General features: G+C 66.7%; 17 protein-coding genes. 10 read left to right on the top strand and 7 right to left on the bottom strand.

Annotation, left to right across the window (positions count from 1 at the left end; translation table 11 throughout):
- Positions 1-11: 11 nt before the first annotated feature.
- Positions 12-512, bottom strand: coding sequence for an NADPH-dependent F420 reductase (locus AC0WR5_RS14190; RefSeq protein ID WP_475864061.1), 501 nt, complete (start codon positions 510-512; stop codon positions 12-14).
- 134 nt (positions 513-646) lie between these two features.
- Between AC0WR5_RS14190 and AC0WR5_RS14185 the strand changes: the two genes are divergently transcribed.
- The 5 genes from AC0WR5_RS14185 to AC0WR5_RS14165 all read left to right on the top strand — a co-directional run bounded on the left by AC0WR5_RS14185 (position 647) and on the right by AC0WR5_RS14165 (position 6,715).
- Entirely contained in the window at positions 647-973 is a 327-nt protein-coding gene (locus AC0WR5_RS14185; protein ID WP_475864059.1) for a cyclophilin-like fold protein, read from the top strand.
- Between the two features lie 710 nt (positions 974-1,683).
- A complete protein-coding gene (locus AC0WR5_RS14180) occupies positions 1,684-3,279 on the top strand; it encodes an ABC transporter substrate-binding protein (protein ID WP_475864058.1) in 1,596 nt (531 codons plus the stop codon).
- A 7-nt stretch (positions 3,280-3,286) separates the two neighbouring features.
- Entirely contained in the window at positions 3,287-4,246 is a 960-nt protein-coding gene (locus AC0WR5_RS14175; RefSeq protein ID WP_475864056.1) for an ABC transporter permease, read from the top strand.
- Between the two features lie 10 nt (positions 4,247-4,256).
- On the top strand, positions 4,257-5,069 hold the full coding sequence (locus AC0WR5_RS14170) for an ABC transporter permease (protein ID WP_475862997.1): 813 nt from the start codon (positions 4,257-4,259) through the stop codon (positions 5,067-5,069).
- Positions 5,069-6,715 (top strand): ABC transporter ATP-binding protein, encoded by a 1,647-nt coding sequence (locus tag AC0WR5_RS14165; RefSeq protein WP_475864055.1) that lies wholly within the window; start codon positions 5,069-5,071, stop codon positions 6,713-6,715. Before AC0WR5_RS14170 ends, AC0WR5_RS14165 begins: the two co-directional genes overlap by 1 nt.
- A gap of 158 nt (positions 6,716-6,873) precedes the next feature.
- On the opposite strand, the gene AC0WR5_RS14160 is transcribed toward AC0WR5_RS14165, so the two are convergent.
- Positions 6,874-7,293: an acyl-CoA thioesterase gene (locus AC0WR5_RS14160; RefSeq protein ID WP_475864053.1), complete on the bottom strand. Its 420-nt coding sequence runs from the start codon at positions 7,291-7,293 to the stop codon at positions 6,874-6,876.
- A 160-nt stretch (positions 7,294-7,453) separates the two neighbouring features.
- On the opposite strand from AC0WR5_RS14160, the gene AC0WR5_RS14155 reads away from it, so the two are divergent.
- From AC0WR5_RS14155 to AC0WR5_RS14140, 4 genes are all read left to right on the top strand, one after another.
- On the top strand, positions 7,454-8,248 hold the full coding sequence (locus AC0WR5_RS14155) for an SDR family NAD(P)-dependent oxidoreductase (RefSeq protein ID WP_475864051.1): 795 nt from the start codon (positions 7,454-7,456) through the stop codon (positions 8,246-8,248).
- 11 nt (positions 8,249-8,259) lie between these two features.
- Entirely contained in the window at positions 8,260-9,246 is a 987-nt protein-coding gene (locus tag AC0WR5_RS14150) for an NADPH:quinone reductase (protein WP_475864049.1), read from the top strand.
- Between the two features lie 254 nt (positions 9,247-9,500).
- The gene (locus tag AC0WR5_RS14145) at positions 9,501-11,273 is read left to right on the top strand and encodes a serine hydrolase domain-containing protein (protein WP_475864048.1); all 1,773 of its coding nucleotides are present in this window, start codon (positions 9,501-9,503) and stop codon (positions 11,271-11,273) included.
- 345 nt (positions 11,274-11,618) lie between these two features.
- On the top strand, positions 11,619-11,834 hold the full coding sequence (locus tag AC0WR5_RS14140; RefSeq protein ID WP_475864046.1) for a DUF1127 domain-containing protein: 216 nt from the start codon (positions 11,619-11,621) through the stop codon (positions 11,832-11,834).
- Between the two features lie 100 nt (positions 11,835-11,934).
- Here AC0WR5_RS14140 and AC0WR5_RS14135 read toward each other — a convergent pair whose 3' ends face one another.
- From AC0WR5_RS14135 to AC0WR5_RS14120, 4 genes are all read right to left on the bottom strand, one after another.
- On the bottom strand, positions 11,935-12,594 hold the full coding sequence (locus tag AC0WR5_RS14135; RefSeq protein WP_475864044.1) for a dienelactone hydrolase family protein: 660 nt from the start codon (positions 12,592-12,594) through the stop codon (positions 11,935-11,937).
- Between the two features lie 71 nt (positions 12,595-12,665).
- Positions 12,666-13,640: a TAXI family TRAP transporter solute-binding subunit gene (locus AC0WR5_RS14130; RefSeq protein WP_475864042.1), complete on the bottom strand. Its 975-nt coding sequence runs from the start codon at positions 13,638-13,640 to the stop codon at positions 12,666-12,668.
- On the bottom strand, positions 13,637-15,604 hold the full coding sequence (locus AC0WR5_RS14125) for a TRAP transporter permease (protein ID WP_475864040.1): 1,968 nt from the start codon (positions 15,602-15,604) through the stop codon (positions 13,637-13,639). The genes AC0WR5_RS14130 and AC0WR5_RS14125 overlap by 4 nt, the downstream gene beginning before the upstream one ends.
- Positions 15,601-16,506, bottom strand: coding sequence for an amidohydrolase family protein (locus AC0WR5_RS14120; RefSeq protein ID WP_475864038.1), 906 nt, complete (start codon positions 16,504-16,506; stop codon positions 15,601-15,603). Before AC0WR5_RS14120 ends, AC0WR5_RS14125 begins: the two co-directional genes overlap by 4 nt.
- Before the next feature lie 188 nt (positions 16,507-16,694).
- On the opposite strand from AC0WR5_RS14120, the gene AC0WR5_RS14115 reads away from it, so the two are divergent.
- A complete protein-coding gene (locus tag AC0WR5_RS14115) occupies positions 16,695-17,618 on the top strand; it encodes a LysR family transcriptional regulator (RefSeq protein ID WP_475864037.1) in 924 nt (307 codons plus the stop codon).
- A 51-nt stretch (positions 17,619-17,669) separates the two neighbouring features.
- Here AC0WR5_RS14115 and AC0WR5_RS14110 read toward each other — a convergent pair whose 3' ends face one another.
- A complete protein-coding gene (locus tag AC0WR5_RS14110; protein ID WP_475864035.1) occupies positions 17,670-18,716 on the bottom strand; it encodes a LacI family DNA-binding transcriptional regulator in 1,047 nt (348 codons plus the stop codon).
- Positions 18,717-18,904 lie beyond the last annotated feature (188 nt).

Below are 18,904 nucleotides of genomic sequence, written 5' to 3'. Positions count from 1 at the left end.
TTTCCGCGCGATCAATCGCGCAATTTCCTGAAGTGATAGGTAAGGGCCGGGCCGCCGGGCTGGACATAGGCCAGTTCCACGGTGGCCATGGCAAAGGGTTCGACAAAGCGCGCATTGCGCAGCCCCCCGCAATCAAGCGGCTCGAAGCCGGCGTCCCGGATCAGCCAGCCGGCCTCTGCCTTTGCCCCGACGTCGTCGGCCCAGGTCAGCACCTGCGGCGCCTCGCCCCGCCCCTTGCGGGCAAAAACGGGCTCGAAGTCTTCCGAGGGCGTGGTGTTGAATGCGGAGACCCAGCGTGCCGCAGGGTGCCGGCGGGCCAGCTCCTCGGCGCCGGAGGTGGTCGTGCCCAGAATCATCTGGCTGTCACTCCCGTCGAGCGGCACACAGCAATTCAGCACCAGCATTCGCGTCAGGTCGCCTGCCTGAGACAGCACGTCGGGAACTCGCGGCCAGTGCACCGCTAGCAGAAGTGCTTCCGGGTGTGCCACGGCCTCTTCCACGCTGCAGGCCATGCCGTCGGTCGCCCAGGCCTCTCCCGCGGGCCAGGCTCTTGTCCTGGACCCGGCCTCGGCCCTCGGTCGGGGCGGGCCGTCGCCTTGGGCGCCGGTGTCCTGGCCGGAAAGGGATCGCAGGGGAGGGCAGGCAGATGATCCGGATCCGGATGGACTTCGATGGGCAGAGTCGCTTTGCCACGCTCGACGACACCGCGGTGGCACGCGACTTTGCCGCCCTTCTGCCGCTTACCCTCACGCTCTCCGATTGCCATGGAATAGAGAAGATCGCCGATCTGCCGCGGCGCCTCGATACATCTGCCGTCCCGGAAACCTATGCGCCCGGGGGCAACCTTGCCATTTTCCCTGCGCCCTGTTCCGCGTCGCGCAGGCTGGTGCGTGTCGGTGCTTTCGGCGGTCCTGTTGCGGCACTGGTCCGGGCCTTGTCGCCCCATGTGGTCATCGATCTCGTTGCCGAGTGACCTCGTCGCACCATGTCGCGACACGGCCTGCAGGCCGCACAGGCGGGAGAGATGTCGTTTTCGTGACAAGAATTTCATCCATTTGATGACCTTTGCTTAGATAAATTCAGCATTTCTCTTGCGGAGTGTTCCCGTGCAGGCGCTGCTGTGGTTCGCTGGCATGGAGAGAATCACCGGGGTTTCGGTTCGCACATCGCAGAGCGCGCGCATGAATTTGGGCGGATTCTGCGAGAATGCTTAAAAATGCGACTGTTTTCACAGCTTTGGGCTGTACTATATTTCCGCTGTAAACTTAGGCGGTAATTTGCTTGTGCTTTGTGTTGCTAAGCATTATCCCGTTGCAAATGATCAAATTGCGACCTCAGACGGCCACGCCCTTCAGGGTGCCAGGCTCTCCGGCGCTGACACTGGCCAGGCCCCGCCGTTCCGGCGAGGGCTGTCAGGATTTCCTTTCCCGAGCGCCCCGCATCACTGCCCGCATCTTCCCTCGCACGACCGGTTGCTTGGCCCCGCGCGCCGAGGCCGCGGTGGCTTGCAGTCCGGCCGGCAGTCTCGCGGCCGCGGGACCGCTCTGACGGAAGCAGACACCCCGCCGGGGCCTCGCCGAGGCTGCCGTCCGGGCGCGGTTGCCATGGCGCCCCGAGCGGAAACCTCGCCGTGCCCCGGACCCGAACTATTTGTGTAAGAACAACAGAAACGACAGGAACCAGATGACCGATACCAAGTACAAAGCGACCCCGACCCAAGCCATCATCCGTGCAGCCATGTCGCGCCGCCGCTTCCTCGGCGGGGCCAGCGCCATCGGCCTCGGCGCCGTTGCCGGCGGCACTCTGACGGCGGGGCAGGCGCTCGCCCAGGGCACCCCGAAACAGGGCGGCACGCTCAAGATGGGCCTTGGTGGCGGCAACAGCAGCGACTCGCTCGATCCGGCCCTGGGCCTCTCGCAGGTGCCGGCACAGGTCTCCTCGACCTTCGGTGAAACCCTCGTCGAGGTGAACGCCGACGGCACGCTCGGCATGCGCGTGGCCGAGGATGTCTCCTCCTCGCCCGACGCAAAGGTCTGGACCTTCAAGATCCGTGACGGCATCACCTTCCACGACGGCTCGTCGCTCACCGCTGATGACGTGCTGAAGACCATGCAGCGCCACTCGGACGAGAAATCGGAATCCGGTGCGCTCGGCATCATGAAGGGCATCGCCTCGATGGAGGTCGACGGCAGCAACTTCATCGTCGAGCTGACCGAGGCCAACGCCGACCTGCCGTACCTGATGTCGGACTTCCACCTGATCATCCAGCCTGGCGGTGGCGTCGACGATCCCGAGGCAGGCATCGGCTCGGGCGCCTACAAGGTGGTCTCGGCCGAGCCCGGCGTGCGCTATGTCTTCGAGAAGAACCCCGATTACTGGGATGACAGCCGCGGCCATTTCGACGGCGTCGAGATCATCGTCATCAACGACAGCACGGCGCGCAACTCGGCGCTGCAGTCGGGCCAGGTGCACATGATCAACTCCGTTGCGCCCAAGGTCGCGGCCCTTCTCGACCGCGCTCCCGGCGTCTCGGTCAAGAACGTGTCGGGACGTGGCCATTATGCCTTCGTCATGCAGACGGACGAGCCGCCCTTCGACAACAACGACCTGCGCACGGCGATGAAATACGCCATCAACCGCGAGGAAATGGTCGACAAGATCCTGCGCGGCTACGGTTCGGTGGGCAACGACATTCCGATCAATAGCGCCTATCCCTTCTTCGACGACACGATGGAGCAGATCTCCTACGATCCCGAGAAGGCGGCCGAGTTCTACAAGAAGTCCGGCCACGACGGTTCGCCGATCTATCTGCATGTCGCCGAAACCGCCTTCCCGGGCGCGATCGACGCGGCCCAGCTCTACCAGCAGAGCGCCAAGGCCGCGGGCATTCCGCTCGAGATCAAGCGCGAACCCGATGACGGCTACTGGGCCGACGTCTGGCGCAACGTGCCGCTCTGCGCGACCTACTGGAGCGGCCGCCCGGTGCAGGACCAGATGTATTCCACTGCCTATATCTCCACCGCAGACTGGAACGAGACCGACTTCCACAACGAGGAATTCGACACCCTCCTGGTCGAGGCCCGTGGCGAGCTCGACCCCGAGGTGCGGACCGAGCTCTACGGCAAGATCGCCCGGATTCTGAAGAACGAGGGCGGGCTCATCCTGCCGATGTTCAACGACTGGGTCGAAGGCGTCAGCGACGACGTCCAGGGCTGGGAAGCCGACGGCGTCTCCGAGATGATGAACCGCCTGGCCCCGGTGAAGTGCTGGTTTAACTGAGACAGCCATGACCGGAACTGTCTTTAAACTGGTAGCCCAGCGTATCTTGCTGGGCTTCCTTCTGCTGTTTTTGGTGTCTGTGCTGATTTTCGTTGGGACGCAGCTGCTTCCCGGGGATGTTGCGCAGGCGATCCTGGGTCAGCAGGCGACGCCGCAGGCGCTGGAGAATCTGCGGGCCTCTCTGGGGCTCGATCAGCCTGCGCATGTGCGGTATTTCCAATGGCTGTCGGGGTTGCTGCATGGCGATCTGGGCACCTCTCTGGCGAATGGCCAGGACATCGGGGCGGCGATCAGCGTGCGCCTCGGCAACTCGCTCTTCCTGGCCTTCTGGGCGGCGATCATCTCGGTGCCGCTGGCGATCATCCTGGGCCTGGTCTCGGTGCTCTACCGCAACCGCTGGCCGGACAAGGTGATCTCGGCGGTGACGCTGGCGTCGATTTCGGTGCCGGAGTTCATGCTCAGCTACATCCTGATGTTCTACTTCGCGGTGCAGCTTGGCTGGGCGCCGGCGGTGTCGATGATCAATCCGGGCATGAGCCTGGGCGAGAAGCTGCATGCGATCACGCTGCCGGTGGCGGTGCTGGTGATGGTGGTGCTGGCGCACATGATGCGGATGACGCGGGCGGCGCTGCTGAACGTGATGCAGAGCGCCTATATCGAGACGGCGGAGCTGAAGGGGCTGGGCCGGGCCAAGGTGATCTGGCGCCATGCCTTCCCGAACGCGATCGCGCCGATCGTGAACGTGGTGATGCTGAACATGGCCTACCTGGTGGTGGGTGTCGTGGTGGTGGAGGTTGTCTTCGTCTACCCGGGCATGGGGCAGTACCTGGTGGATCACGTGGCCAAGCGCGACGTGCCGGTGGTGCAGGCCTGCGGGCTGATCTTTGCGGCGATCTACATCGCGCTGAACATCGTGGCCGACATCGTGGCGATCCTTGCGAACCCGCGCCTGCGGCACCCGAAATGAGGCACCCGACATGAGAAAGATACCTCTTCCGGCCCTCCTCGGGCTGATCATCACGGCCGCCTTCTTCCTGATGGCGATCTTTGCCGCGCAGCTGGCGCCCTATGGCTTCAGCGAGGTCGTGGGCGACGTCTGGGAGCCGCCCTCGGCGCAGTTCTGGTTCGGCACCGACAACATCGGCCGCGACCTGCTGAGCCGGCTGATCTACGGCGGGCGCACGACGATCTTCATCGCCACGGCGGCCACCATCCTGAGCTTTGTCACCGGCTCGGTGCTGGGGCTCTTCGCGGCCGTCACCGGCGGCTGGGTGGACCAGCTGCTGTCGCGCTTCGTCGACCTGCTGATGTCGATCCCGACGCTGATCTTCGCGCTTGTGGTGCTCTCGGTGGTGCCGGTGACGGTGCCTGTGCTGATCCTGGTCATGGGGCTTCTGGACAGCACGCGGGTCTACCGTCTGAGCCGGGCCGTTGCGGTGGACATCGAGGTGATGGACTACGTCGAGGCGGCAACGCTGCGGGGCGAGGGGACGGCCTGGATCATCTTCCGGGAAATCCTGCCCAATGCGCTGTCGCCGCTGGTGGCGGAGATGGGCATGCGCTTCATCTTCATGGTGCTCTTCATCTCGACGCTGTCGTTCCTGGGCCTCGGCGTGCAACCGCCGCAGGCGGACTGGGGCGGTATCGTCAAGGAGAACAAGGACGGCATCGTCTACGGCATCCCGGCGGCGCTGCTGCCGGCGGCCTTCACCGCGGCGCTGGCGATCTCGGTCAACCTCGTGGCGGACTGGGTGCTGGACCGCACGTCCTCGCTGAAAGGAGGCCGCTGATGGCTGAACCGCTTCTGAAGATCGAGAACCTGAAGATCGAGGCGACGAGCTATCCGCCGGGCGAGAAGCCGCGCCGGATCACCATCGTTGACGGTGTTTCGCTGAACCTGGACAAGGGTAAGGTGCTTGGCCTGATCGGGGAATCCGGGGCCGGCAAGTCGACCATCGGCCTGTCGTCGATGGGCTATGGCCGCGGCGGCGTCGAGCTGACGGGCGGGCATGTCCTGCTGAACGGGCAGGAGATGCGCGGCGCCTCGGTGAAGCGGTTGCGGCAGCTGCGCGGCGCCGATGTGACCTATGTGGCGCAATCGGCGGCGGCGGCCTTCAACCCGGCGAAGAAGCTGATGGAGCAGGTGATCGAATCCACCCTGCGGCACGGCCGGGCGAGCAAGGCCGAGGCCGAGGCGCGGGCGGTGGATCTGTTCCGCGCGCTCGGCCTGCCCAACCCCGAGAGCTTCGGCAACCGCTATCCGCACCAGGTCTCGGGCGGGCAGCTGCAGCGGGCGATGACCGCCATGGCGCTCTGCCCCAAGCCCGACCTGGTGGTCTTCGACGAGCCCACCACGGCGCTCGACGTGACCACGCAGCTGGGGGTTCTGGCGGCGATCAAGCATGCCATCCGCGAGTTCGGTGTGGCGGCGCTCTACATCACCCACGACCTTGCGGTGGTGGCGCAGATCGCCGACGAGATCATGGTGCTGCGCCACGGGAGGGAGGTGGAGACCGGCCCGACCGACCAGGTGATCAACGCCCCGCGCGAGGACTACACCCGGGCGCTGGTCTCGGTGACCTCGAAGAGCCACGCCGACCGCAATCCCGAGGTGGAGCCGGTGCTGAAGATCGAGGGCATCGCGGCGCGCTATCGCGGCATGAGCCGCGACCTGCTGAAGAACATCGACCTGGCGCTGAAGCCCGGCACGACGCTGGCCATCGTGGGCGAGAGCGGCTCTGGCAAGTCGACGCTGGCGCGGGTGATGACGGGGCTGCTGCCGCCGAGCGAGGGGCAGATCAGCTTTGCCGGCCGGGTGCTCTCTCCGGCGCTGAAGGGGCGCAGCCGCGAGGATCTGCAGGAGCTGCAGATGATCTACCAGATGGCGGATGTGGCGATGAACCCGCGGCAGACGGTGGGCACGATCATCGGGCGTCCGCTGCAGTTCTACTTTGGCCTGAAGGGCAAGGCGCAGAAGCAGAAGGTGCTGGAGCTGCTCGAGGACATCGAGCTCGATCCGGGCTTCTACGACCGCTATCCCTCCGAGCTCTCGGGCGGGCAGAAGCAGCGGGTCTGCATCGCGCGGGCCCTGGCGGCAAAGCCGAAGCTGATCATCTGCGACGAGGTGACCTCGGCGCTGGACCCGCTGGTGGCCGAGGGGATCCTGGAGCTGCTGGCGCGGATCCAGGCGAAGGAGGACGTGGCCTATGTCTTCATCACCCACGACATCGCGACGGTGCGCGCGATCGCCGACCAGGTGGCGGTGATGCACAAGGGCAAGGTGGTGCGCTATGGCCCCAAGGCCGAGGCCCTGGCGCCGCCCTTCGACGATTACACCGAGCTGCTGCTGAAGTCGGTGCCGGAGATGCGCATCGGCTGGATGGAAGAGGCCCTCGCCGAAGCCGCCGCCGCCGCCCAGGCCGCCGACGGCGACTGAAGGGGCCGGGCGCCCCTGACGAGACCGGGCGCCCCTTGCCGGCGCAGCGCCATCCGTATTTGGAGAAAGATGAAAAGGGCCGCCAGGGAAACCGGGCGGCCCTTTGCCATGGGGGGGGAGTATTTGCGGAAAGATGAAAGTGGGGGGACTGCCCTCCGTCAGTCTTCCGCAGGCGGCGCCAGGTGGGCCTCGGCGCGGGTGCGCATCTCCTCGGTCAGGGGGATCGCCTTGCGCGCCTCCATGTCGAAGAGCACGGCGGTGCTCTCCAGCGTGGCCGCCACGCCGCCCTTGGTGATGTTGCGCATCTCGTAGCGCACGGTCATCGACTTGCCGCCGATCCGGGTGATCTCTCCGAAGATTTCCAGCAGGTGCCCGGCGGGTACCTCGTCGGCATAGTCGATCACGTGTTTCACATCGGCCCATCCGGGGTGGCCGGCGGCGCCGGGCGCCCAGCCGAAGACCTCGTTGAGGAAGTGATAGGAGGCATCGTCGAACATGGCCATGTAGTGGCGCGTGGTCATGTGCCCCATCACGTCGCTGAGCCACGGGTGGGCGACGCCCTTGTAAACGCTGATCATTTCTTACCTCCTTGTGCTCTCCCCGGTGATATCGGCCGGGGCGCGGGATTGCAAAGCGCCTGTCCCGGGCCTTCCGCCGCCTCGCCTGGCGGGCGATCGTTTTGCATTCCGGGGGTGCAGGGTGCTACCTCCTTGGGCAAGTGACAGGAGAGGAGCCGTCTTGGCAGAGAGAAAGACAGAGAGCGGGCCGCGTGTGGCCCTGGTCACCGGTGCGGCCTCGGGCATCGGGCGCGCCATCGCGGAACGGCTTTCGGGGCAGGGCTGGCGGGTGCATATCTGCGACGTGAACCCGGACGCCGTGGCGGGCTTTGCGGCCGAACATCCGGCGATCCGCGCCGTCACCTGCGACGTGGGCAATGCCGCCGAGGTGCAGGCCTGCGTGGCCGGTGTGATGGCGGCCGATGGGCGCATCGACCTGCTGGTCAACAACGCCGGCATCTCGGGGCTGAATGCGCCGGTCGAGGAGATCCCCGACGAGGATTTCCGCCGCACCATGGACATCAACGTCAACGGCAGCTTCTATTTCGGCAAGGCGGTGGTGCCGGCGATGAAGGCCGCGGGGCAGGGGGTGATCGTCAACATCGCCTCCACCGCCGCGCTCTTCGGCTATCCCAACCGCACGCCCTATGCGGCCTCGAAATGGGCCATCGTCGGGCTGACCAAGACCCTGGCGATGGAGCTCGGCCCCCACAATATCCGCGTCAACGCGATCTGCCCCGGCTCGGTCGAGGGGCCGCGCATCGACGGCGTGATCGAACGCGACGCCGACACCCGCGGCATGGAGGCCGCCGAGGTGCGCCGCATCTACGAATCCCAGGTCTCGATGCGCCGCTTCGTCAGCGCCGATGACATCGCCCGCACCTGCGCCTTTCTGGCCGGGGATGATGCCGGCCTCGTCTCGGGGCAGATCATCGCCGTCGACGGCCATACCGAATCCCTTTCCGTGCCCTTCTGAGGAGCCTGACCATGAAAGCCATTACCTTCGACCGTTTCGGCGCCGCCGCCGACGTGCTGGAGACCCGCGAGGTCGAAACACCCACCGCCGGCCCCGGCGAGGTGCTCGTGCGCCTGCGCACAAGCAGCCCCAACCCCTCCGACGTGAAGAAGCGCGCCGCCTCCTTCCCGGACCTGCTCGATGGCGGCTATGTCATCCCCCACAGCGACGGCGCCGGGGTGATCGAGGCCGTGGGCGAGGGCGTCGACCCGGCCCGTGTGGGCGAGCGCGTCTGGGTCTACAATGCCCAGTTCGGCCGCCGTTTCGGTACCGCCGCGGAATATGTCGCCATCGACAGCTTCTGCGCCCCCGTTCTGCCCGAGGAGGCGAGCTTTGCCATCGGCGCCTGCATGGGCATCCCGGCGATGACCGCGCACCGCTGCGTCTTTGCCGATGGCGATGTGGCCGGGCAGCTGGTGCTGATCACCGGCGGCGCGGGCCGCGTGGGCTATTACGCCGTGCAATGGGCGGCCCAGGCCGGTGCCCGCGTCATCACCACCGCGTCGAACCCCGAGGACGAGGCCACCTGTCGCGAGGCGGGCGCCGAGATCGTGATCAACCACCGCGAGGCGGACTGGCCCGCGAAACTCCTCGAGGCCACCGGCGGGCAGAAGGTCGACCGTGTCGTCGAGGTCGAATTTGCCGGCAACCTCGAGCAGGTGCTCGACGTGCTGCGCGTCAACGGCGTCATCGCCACCTATGCCTCGGGCAGCAATGCCGCGCCGCAGATCCCCTTCTACCGCATGATGTACATGGGGCTGACCCTGCACATGGTCATCGTCTACGCCATGCCGGAGGAGGCCAAGGCCGCCGCCATCGCCGATATCGAGACCGCCCTGCGCGAAAACCGCCTGAGCCACCGCGTGGCCGAGGTTCTGCCGCTGGAGCAATGCGTCAAGGCACATGAGCTGATCGAGAGCGGCACGATCCGCGGCTGTGTCGTGCTCGAGATCGACTGAGCGCAGGCCGGAACACTGACGGCTGGAGAGGCAGTCTGCGCTGCCTCTCCGCATGGGCCCCTACGTCAGCCGCCCATCCGGTTGCGGTGACTGCGCCCGGCGCCTAGACAGGGGCGCTTCGAGAGGAAAAGGCGCCATCCGGCCTCTCTCTGCCGCCCTTCGTGCGGCCCCTCCCGCATTGCGGGCGATGGCGCAAAAGGCCCGGATCGCGCGCCCTCGGCGGCTGCGGTCACGGGCAAAGACCGGAGATCCACATGACCATCCGATTGCTTGTTCCCGCCCTGATGCTGTCCGGGATAATGGCCCTGCCTGCCGCGGCGCAGCAGCAGGACCAGGCCGGCGCGCGCCTTGCGCTGTCCGATTTTACCACACCCGTCCGCTCGGCGGCGCTCGTCGACAACGCGCTTTTCACGCCGCCCGCCGACGCCGCTCCTGCGCAGGCGCCCTTCACCGGTACGCTCACCCTTGCCGAAACCCCGATGCTGACGACGCCCGAGAGCTTTTCCAGCCACGACGTGCTGGGCAAGGATCCGCAGCTCTTTCCCGGCGTCTCGCTCACCTTCCTGACCGTCGGCGATGATCTCGTGCCCGCCACGCAGGAGGTCATCCGCAACGGCACCACCGATCAGGGCAACAGCTTCTGGGACGTGATCGTGCAGCCCGGCAAGGTCTGGTCGATGCCCGGCGACGACGGCTGGTCGCGCGCCTCCTTTCCCTTCTCGCTGGTCAACATGATCGAGGGCGAGACGCATAACGGCGTCGCCATGTTCTTCTACAAGGACGGCGAGGTCAGCCCGCTGCGCTACCAGATCCTGACCGAGACGGCGCCCTTCTACGTCGAGGATTACTTCACCGCCGCCGGCACCGTGCCGGCGATCCACACCTTCACCGATGTCGAGGGCGGTGATGCCGTGGCCACGAAATGGCTGGCCTCCCGCGATGACGTCGAGGTGATGCACCCCTGGTCCGAGCTCGAGGAGAAGGTCGGCGCCGAGACCCTCGCGGGCTTCGACAGCGCCATCCGCCCCGAGGAGCTCCTGCTCGACGGTCTCGTGGTCGACGAGGCCTTCTACCTGCGCGGCTGCCCCACGCCCGCCGGCCCGCTGCCCTATTGCGACCGTCAGCGCTTCGGGGTCTGGTCGGTGACGAAATCCGCCGGCGCCGCGGCGGCCATGCTCTCGGTCGCGCAGAAATACGGCGACGGCATCTTCGACGAGAAGATCTCCGATTACCTCCCCCAGGCCGAGGGCATGGCCGGCTGGGATCAGGTCACCTTCGGCGACATGCTCAACATGGCCTCCGGCATGGGCTACGGCCAGCGCGAGGTCGAGCCGCTCGAGGTCTATTCGCCCTACAGCGACGCCTATTATGCCTTCTACGAGGCGCGCTCGATGGCGGACAAGGTGCAGATCGCGCTGGAGTCCGCCAAACCCTATGACTGGGGCCCGGGCAAGATGGTGCGCTACCGCGACGAGGACATGTTCCTGCTGGGCGCAGCCCTCACCGGCTATCTGACGGCGCAGGGCGACGAAAATCCCAACGTCTGGGATTTCCTTCAGGCCAATGTCTACACGCCCCTCGGCATCCACTACGCGCCCACCAACCGCACCATCGAGGACGACGGCGCAGAGGGGCAGCCGATCATGGCCTGGGGCCTCTATGCCACCGCCAGCGACCTGGTGAAGATCGCGCGGCTGTTTCAGAACGGCGGCTCGCAGGACGGCGTGCAGATCTTCAGCCCCACCGCCATGGCCGATATCCGGGTCACCGATCACCCCGTCGGCCTGCCCACCGGCCTTGCCGACAAGCCCTATTATTCCAAGGCCTTCTGGCGCCACGAGGTAAAGCAGGACGATTGCACGATCTACTTCCCCTCGATGGACGGCTGGGGCGAGAACCACGTGATGCTCATGCCGCATGGCCTCACCGCGATTCGGATCGCCGGCAACTGGGATGGCGACGAAAGCGCAAAGGATCTCTCCTCCATCGTCACCGTCGCCAATCGCATCTCGCCCTTCTGCGAGTGATCCCGCGCGCTCTCATGGGGCGCATCATGGTGACTGAAATCCTGCCAAGGGGGCCGGTTCTGCCGGCTCCCTTGCGCGTTCAATGGCCATTTCGCCAATGCAGCAAGGGCTTTGCTGCATTGCGGCAAGTCACGGTTCCCTGAGCAGTCAGAGAGTACCCCCTTGGCCGCTGCATGGCTCGTATCCCCTTGCTGCATGGCTTCTGCAATAGATGCATGGCTCTCGTATGCTTTCGCTGCATAGCGGCATTACCGTAACGGCGTTAGCGCAAACACACGCTCAGCGTTATAACCGCCTCAACACCGAAATGCTTCACCGCAACGCCAGACAAAACGGATCGCTGACATGACCACCCAAGCCACCAACATTCCCGCCTACGCCGCCGCCGCCGACCGCTTCTCCGTCCGTGGCCTCTTCGACCGGATCGCCCGCCGCATGACGGCCAGCCGCGCCATCAACGAGCTGAACCGCCTGTCCGACCGCGAGCTGGCCGACCTGGGCCTTTGCCGCGCCGACATTCCGAACCGCGTCGCCGAAGTGCTGGGCATGAACCGCGCCTGAGCGGCGCAATCCTTCCCTCGGGGCTCAGGCCCCACGTGAAAAAAGGCGGGCAGAATGCCCGCCTTTTTCTGTATCCGGTTTCCTTGGCAGGCCCCCGGTTTCAGAGGTGCGCCGCAAAGAAGGCCGCCGTGCGCTCATGGGCCAGCTCGGCCGCCGCTGGGATATGCGCGGGGCGGGCATCATTGGCAAAGGCATGGCCCGCGCCCTCGTAGGTAAAGACCTCCATCTCGGGCAGGGCGGCCTGCGCCTCGGCCAGCATTTCCGCCGGCACGTGATCGTCCGCCGTGCCCCAGTGGCCCTGCATCGCGGCCTTCAGCGGCGGCCCCAGGTACTTCGGCAGGCTCGTGCCGTAAAAGGCCACGGCCGCGCTCACGTCGTCAACCGCCTGCGCCGCGCGGATGGCCAGCCCGCCGCCCCAGCAAAAGCCGATCACGCCCACGTTGCCGCCATGCGCCTTCAGCATCGCTGCCGTCGCCGCCACGTCGGCCATGGTCTCGTCCAGGTCCGCGGTCAGCATCAGCGCCCGGCCCTTCGGCCCCTCGTCGAAGGGCACCACCGTGCCCGGCGCCTGACGGTCGAAGAGGGCCGGGATCGCCACCTCATAGCCCTGCGCCGCATAGCGCCGCGCCACGCCCTTCAGCTGCTCGGTCACGCCGAAGATCTCCTGCAGGATCACGATCCCGCCCCGGCGCGCGCCCTCCGGCACCTCGACCCAGCAGTCGAATTCATGGCCGTCCGCGGCCGTCACTCTCGTCATCATTCTCTCTGGTCCCCCAATCAAGGCCCCGCCCCGGATCATCGGGGCGGGGCGACAGCTCCGGTCGGGCGGTCTTACTGACCGACCTCGATGCCGGCTTCCTCGTAGTATTTCAGCGCACCGGGATGGTAGGGCACGCTCGACGCCGGCGCCATGGTCGCCGGATCAAAGGCCGCAAAGGCGCCAAAGGAGGCCTTCAGGTCGTCCTTGTGCTCGGCCACGGCCTTGGTCAGGTCATAGACCAGATCCTCGCTGACATCGCCGTTGGTCATCAGCACCCAGGGGATGCTCATGATGTTCACGTCGTAATCCTGCGCGCCGTTGATGTTCTCGTTCTGCGGGATCGTTGTGATGGCGCCTGCCGGCAGGAAGTCCTTGAAGGCCTTCTCGCCTGCCTCCGAGGTATCCAGCGAGACATAGCAGAGCCCGCCGCGGTCCTTCAGCTTCACCGCAGCCTGCTGCCCCGCGCCCGAGTTCAGCGAGACCAGCGCCACGTCGACCAGCCCGTCGCCCAGCGCATCCATCCCCGCAACAAGGCTCGCCACCGGCACCTGCCTGAAATCGTCATAGCTCATGCCGCCATTGGCCAGGCCGCCCATGATGTAATAGGGGATGATGGTCGAGGAGGTGTACTCCGAGGCAAGCTTCAGATCGCCGGCCTGCGCCTTCAGGTCCGCCACCGTCTTCAGGCCCAGGTCACAGGGGGCCATCAGCCCGGTGCGCAGGTTGAACATCGTGCCCACCAGCTCGATGTTCGGATTGGCGCGGGTGTAGTTGCCGGTGCCCTCCACTGCATAGCCGACCTCCACCAGGTTCGAGAAGCCGAAGTCGACCTCGCCCGCGTTGATCAGCGGCAGGTATCCCACCAGCGGCTGGGTCCGGGCGGTGATGCCGGCGTCATTGCCCACCTTGGCCACGGCCTGGCCGGTGTTGTAGGCCAGCGAGCCCTGCGCGCCGCTGGCGATGGTCACCACCTGCGCACTGGCGGCCCCCGCCGTCAGGCCCAGCGCAACGGCCCCTGCGGCCAGTCCGGTCTTGAAAATGGTCATGAGTGGTATCCTCCCTTGGTATACTCATGTCGGGATCTGCCCGTGACGGACAGCACGACGGCCAGCGCGATGGTCAGCGCGGCCGCAATTGCATGGATCAGCTGGCCCTCGGGCAGGAACCCGAGCGGCAGCGTCAGCGCCCCCAGCACCACCACCAGGCCCCGGAGCGGCGGCGACAGGCGCCGCGCCCAGTGGCCCACGATGCCGGCGGTGACGGCCAGGATGCCCACCGTGGCCAGCGCCAGCGCCCAGAGGATCTGGACCCAGCTGCCCTCCATCAGCAGGCCCGGCGTGGCGACGAACAGGAACGGCAGGATGAAGGCCGCCCAGCCCACCCGCATCGAGGCCACGCCGGTGGCCAGCGGATCGTCCTGGGTGATCGTCGCTGCGGCAAAGGAGGCCAGCGCCACCGGCGGCGTGATCATCGACATCATGCCGAAGTAGAGGATGAAGAGATGCGCCGCGATCGGCGTGATCCCGGCCTCCACCAGGCTCGGCGCCACCAGCGCCGCCAGCAGGACATAGACGCCCGAGGTCGGCATCCCCATGCCCAGCACGATGCAGATCACCGCCGAGATCACCAGCAGCAGCACCAGGTTGCTGCCCACCGAATCCACCAGCACCAGCGTCAGGGCAAAGCCGAGGCCGGTGATGTTCAGGATGCCGATCACGAAACCGGCCGCCGCCACCACCAGGATCAGGCTGATCATGGCATTGCCGGTGTCCACGAAAACCTGCAGCAGGCCGCGCGGGGTCAGCCGCTCGCCGCGATAGGGGCGCAGCATGCCCACCACCACGATGGCGACAGAGGCCAGCAGCGCCGCGCCCTCCGGATCCATCCGCCAGACAAAGAGCCCGGCCAGCAGCAGCCCGAAGGGGATGATGAAATGCCAGCCCTCGCGCAGCACCTCGCCGGCGCGCAGCCGGTCGTCCTCGACGGGCGCGATGCGGTCGCGGGCGGCGATCAGGTCGACCTGCGCGAAAACGGCAATGTAATAGAGCAGGGCAGGGAGCAGCGCCGCCCCGGCCACCGCCATGTAGGGCACCTCGAGGAACTCGGCCATCAGGAAGGCCGCGGCCCCCATGATCGGCGGTGTCAGCTGGCCGCCGGTCGATGCCACCGCCTCGATGGCGCCGGCGTCGCGCTTGCTGTACCCGCCGCGCTGCATCAGCGGGATGGTCACCACGCCCGTGGTCACCACGTTCGAGACCGCCGAGCCCGAGATCGAGCCGAAGAGCGCCGAGCCGATGACCGAGATCTTGGCGCTGCCCCCGCGCGAGCGGCCCGCCGCCGCCATGGCAAGGTCGGTAAAGAAGCTGCCGCCGCCCGCGGCGAACAGCAGCTGGCCGAAGAAGACGAAGAGCATCACGATGATCGTGCCCACCGCCAGCGGCGAGGCATAGACGGCATTGGGATCAAATCCCACGTATTGCACCAGCCGCTCCAGGCTCAGCGCCTTGCCGATCAGCCGCCCCGGCACCTGGTCCGCGAACAGCGCATAGACAAGGAAGACCGCGACGATGGAAAACAGCATCCAGCCGGCCTTGCGGCGCACGCCTTCCATCACCGCCAGTGTCACCACCGCGCCCGAGAGGGTGATCTGCCAGGGGCGATAGAACTGCTCCTGCAACAGCCAGACGAAATCCCAGGCCGTGTACATCAGCGTGCCGAAACAGATGGCCGCGACGATGCAGTTGATCCAGCCGAGGGGCTTCAGCGCGCCCTCCGGCGTCACCGCAAAGCCCAGCCAGGCCACCGTCAGCGTCAGGCCAAGCTGGAAGGCCATGTACTGCTGCGGCAGCAGGGCGATGCCCATGCGCGTCGGCAGGTCCAGGTTCCACAGGATGCAGGCCACAACCATGGTGCCGGCCAGCACGGCCGCCACCCATTCCACCGGGTGCAGCCTGCGTTTCGCCACGGGCGCCTCGGCGCCGGTCTCCTCGATGATCTCCGCCGCGCTCATGACGTTACCTCCTCGGGCCAGTAAAGCCGCATCGGGTTGTCGACCAGCAGCGCCTGTCGCTCTGCCTCGGTCACCGCGATCTTCGGGATCATGTCGGTCAGCACCCCGTCATCGGGCATGTGGCTGACCATGTTGGGATGCGGCCAGTCGGTGCCCCAGAGCACCCGGTCGGGAAACCGCTCCACCAGCGCCCGGGCAAAGGGCACCACGTCGGCATAGGGCGGGCCGGTCACGCTCAGCCGCTCCGGGCAGGAGACCTTGACCCAGATATCGGGATTGTCGGCCATCAGCGCGATGAAGGCGCGAAAGCCCTCGCTCTCCACGCCTGCGCCCACGTCGGGCCGGCCCATGTGATCCACCACGATCCGGCAGCCCAGCCGCCCGATCAGCGGCGCCACGCGGCTCAGGTCGCGGGCCTCGAAGTACACCACGACATGCCAGCCCAGCGGCCGGATCCGCGCCGCGATCCGCTCGAAGACCGCGTCGGGCGTCGCCTCGACCAGCCGCGGGACAAAGTTGAACCGCACCCCGCGCACGCCGGCGGCATGCAGCGCCTGCAGTTCGGCGTCGGTCACGTCCTCCTTCACCACCGCCACGCCGCGCGCCAGCCCCTCCGAGGCTTCCAGCGCATCCACCAGCGCCGCGTTGTCGGCGCCGTGGCAGGTGGCCTGCACGATCACGTTGCGCGAGAACCCCAGGAAATCGCGCAGCGAAAACAGCCGCTCCTTGGGCGCATCCACCGGCGTGTACTTGCGCTCGGGCGCAAAGGGGAACTGCGCGGCGGGGCCGAAGACGTGGCAATGGGCATCCACCGCGCCCTCGGGCGGCTGGTAGGCCGGTTTCACCGGCGCCTCGCAGAATGGCATGTAGGGGGCAGCCTCGTGCTGCCGGCGCGCGGTCATGCCCGCGCTCCCGATGTCTCGGATCGCATGTTTCTCCTCCCGGGCGCCGGCCGTTGTCCTCCCCGCGCCCCTCTCGTTTGCCCTGCGACCCTACCCGGGGCGAATCTCATTTGGCAAATTATTGGTCTTTCTATAGGTTATCACTCACAGTGATAATGCTCGCCAGGACCGGGAGGAGGGGCGCCATCATGCTGCAAAACTTCGACATGAACCTGCTGGTGGTCTTCAACACGCTGATGGAGGAACGTTCCGTCACCCGCACCGGCGAGCGGCTGGGCCGCACGCAGTCGGCGATCTCCAACTCGCTGCGCCGCCTGCGCGAGGCGCTCGACGATCCGCTCTTCCTGCGCGAGGCCGCCGGCCTCGTGCCCACCGCCCGCGCCATGGCGCTCGCCCCCGAGGTTGAGCAGATCATCCGCCGGACCGAGCGCTGCCTGCGCTCCGACGAGGCGCTCGACCTCTCCACCAATGCTTCGCATTTCGTGATCGGCGCGCCGGACCGGCTGTCGCTGCCGGTCTTCCTTCCGGTGATGAAACAGGTGCACCGCGCCGCGCCGCGGATGAAGCTCGACCTGCGCACCGCCGACCGCGACATCTCCATCCGCCTGCTCATGGGCGGCGAGATCGACCTGGCCATCGGCTGGTTCGACGATCCGCCGCCGCGGCTGATCCGCTCCGTCGCCTTTGCCGAGGACTGGGTCTGCCTGTGCCGCGCCGGCCACCCGATCGCCCGCGCCGCCCCCGAGGCCGCCGATATCGACATGCTGCTGCAATACCCGCATATCGTCGTGCGCTCGGGCGGCGGGCGCGATGCCGCCTTCGATGCCATCCTGGCCCGCCATGGCCGGACGCGGCAGGTGCAGACGGCGCTAACCAATTTCACCCTGGTGCCGCACCTGCTGCGCGACAGCGACCAGGTGGGGATCTTCACCAAGCGCACGGCGGAGTACTTTCAGGCCAACTACGACATGGCCGCGGTGCCGATCACGCTCGAGATCGCGCCGATCCGGCACGAGATGCTCTGGCATCCCCGCCACACCGGCGACCCGGCGCACCGCTGGCTTCGCAACACCGTGCTCCGCGCCTGCTCGGCAGAGGAGGTCGTGACCTGAAGGCCGGAAAACAGGGTAGATCAGAAAACGGGCAACAGGGCAGGGGCGCGCTCAGGCGCTGCCCCGCATCTCCACTTCACTGTCCATCACCGTGACCATGGGCACCGGGTCTGTCCCGAGCAGCGAGGTCAGCAGCACCTCGGCCGCCCTGGCGCCCAGCTCGCGCGCCGGCTGCCGGATGGTCGAGAGCGGCGGGTCCAGCATCTGGCCCACCTCGCCGCCGTCAAAGCCCACCACCGCCACGTCCTCCGGCACCTTCAGCCCGGCGCGCCGCATCTCGGCGATAAAGGCAAAGGCCGCATCGTCGGAACAGCACAGCACCGCGTCCGGGCGCGGCTCCATGGCGAGGAACTCCTTCGCCGCTTCCGAACCGATCCTGAAACCGTACTCGTAATCGATCACGCCCTCGGTCCGGGCCAGGTTCTCGGGCGGCAGTCCGTGGACGGCCATGGCATCGGCGATGCCACCGTGGCGCAGCGGCTCGTGATAGCTGTCGCTCGGCCCCGAGACATAGAGGAACCGCTGCCGCCCCTGGGCGATCAGCCTCTCCGTCACCTCGGCCATCACCGCGCGGTCATTGGTCACCACGCTGGGCACGCCCAGCGGCGACAGGTCGTGCAACAGCCCCACCACGGGGATGCCGGCATCGGTCAGGCTGCGGTTGCCGCTGACGGGCGGCTGCGACGACAGCACGATCGCGCCGGCCACCGTGCCGCCAAAGGCCAGCTCGAGGATATGCTGTTCGGCCGGTTCCTCGCGCTCGATATTGGCGATCAGCAGGTTATAGCCCTTCTTCACCAGCTCGGCGTCGATCCCAGCCAGCACCAGCGGAATCACCTGGCTCAGGCCATAGTGCAGCGGCCCCGGCAGCACGATCATCACCACGCGCGACTTGCCCACGCGCAGGTTCCGCGCGGCGGCATTCGGCGTATAGCCCAGCTTTTCCGCCGCTTCGGCGATTTTCTTGCGGGTCTTTTCGTTCACCCGCCCGGGGTTCGCCAGGGCACGACTCACCGTCGAGGTCGCCACCCCGGCGAGTTCTGCCACGTCGCGCATCAGGGCGCCGGAGGTCTCACCGGTGGTCGGTTTTCGTGCCATGAACTCTCTGTCCGAAGGTGTGGGGCAGGGTTAATGCCTGCTATTTCGCCATACTGTCCGGTCTTCGGCAGATAATGACAAGGGGATGACAGAATCCCGTTGCGACAAAGATGATTGCTGCTTACAAAAAACGCATGGCAAACGATTGCCAAATCTAAATCACTGAAAATGTTGGTGAAATCCGGCTT

It is taken from the genome of Pseudooceanicola sp. DL12 (assembly GCF_056270665.1).
The sequence above is the reverse complement of the archived record's forward strand: the minus strand, read 5'-3'. Positions and strand labels throughout refer to the sequence as shown.

Bases quoted from the DNA above. Each gene is read 5' to 3' on its own strand.
- AC0WR5_RS14165 (WP_475864055.1), top strand. From the start codon at position 5,069: ATGGCTGAACCGCTTCTGAAGATCGAGAACCTGAAGATCGAGGCGACG.
- AC0WR5_RS14135 (WP_475864044.1), bottom strand. From the start codon at position 12,594: ATGATGACGAGAGTGACGGCCGCGGACGGCCATGAATTCGACTGCTGG.
- AC0WR5_RS14115 (WP_475864037.1), top strand. From the start codon at position 16,695: ATGCTGCAAAACTTCGACATGAACCTGCTGGTGGTCTTCAACACGCTG.
- AC0WR5_RS14145 (WP_475864048.1), top strand. From the start codon at position 9,501: ATGACCATCCGATTGCTTGTTCCCGCCCTGATGCTGTCCGGGATAATG.
- AC0WR5_RS14140 (WP_475864046.1), top strand. From the start codon at position 11,619: ATGACCACCCAAGCCACCAACATTCCCGCCTACGCCGCCGCCGCCGAC.
- AC0WR5_RS14170 (WP_475862997.1), top strand. From the start codon at position 4,257: ATGAGAAAGATACCTCTTCCGGCCCTCCTCGGGCTGATCATCACGGCC.
- AC0WR5_RS14180 (WP_475864058.1), top strand. From the start codon at position 1,684: ATGACCGATACCAAGTACAAAGCGACCCCGACCCAAGCCATCATCCGT.
- AC0WR5_RS14150 (WP_475864049.1), top strand. From the start codon at position 8,260: ATGAAAGCCATTACCTTCGACCGTTTCGGCGCCGCCGCCGACGTGCTG.
- AC0WR5_RS14190 (WP_475864061.1), bottom strand. From the start codon at position 512: ATGGCCTGCAGCGTGGAAGAGGCCGTGGCACACCCGGAAGCACTTCTG.
- AC0WR5_RS14125 (WP_475864040.1), bottom strand. From the start codon at position 15,604: ATGAGCGCGGCGGAGATCATCGAGGAGACCGGCGCCGAGGCGCCCGTG.
- AC0WR5_RS14120 (WP_475864038.1), bottom strand. From the start codon at position 16,506: ATGACCGCGCGCCGGCAGCACGAGGCTGCCCCCTACATGCCATTCTGC.
- AC0WR5_RS14185 (WP_475864059.1), top strand. From the start codon at position 647: ATGATCCGGATCCGGATGGACTTCGATGGGCAGAGTCGCTTTGCCACG.
- AC0WR5_RS14175 (WP_475864056.1), top strand. From the start codon at position 3,287: ATGACCGGAACTGTCTTTAAACTGGTAGCCCAGCGTATCTTGCTGGGC.
- AC0WR5_RS14130 (WP_475864042.1), bottom strand. From the start codon at position 13,640: ATGACCATTTTCAAGACCGGACTGGCCGCAGGGGCCGTTGCGCTGGGC.
- AC0WR5_RS14160 (WP_475864053.1), bottom strand. From the start codon at position 7,293: ATGATCAGCGTTTACAAGGGCGTCGCCCACCCGTGGCTCAGCGACGTG.
- AC0WR5_RS14110 (WP_475864035.1), bottom strand. From the start codon at position 18,716: ATGGCACGAAAACCGACCACCGGTGAGACCTCCGGCGCCCTGATGCGC.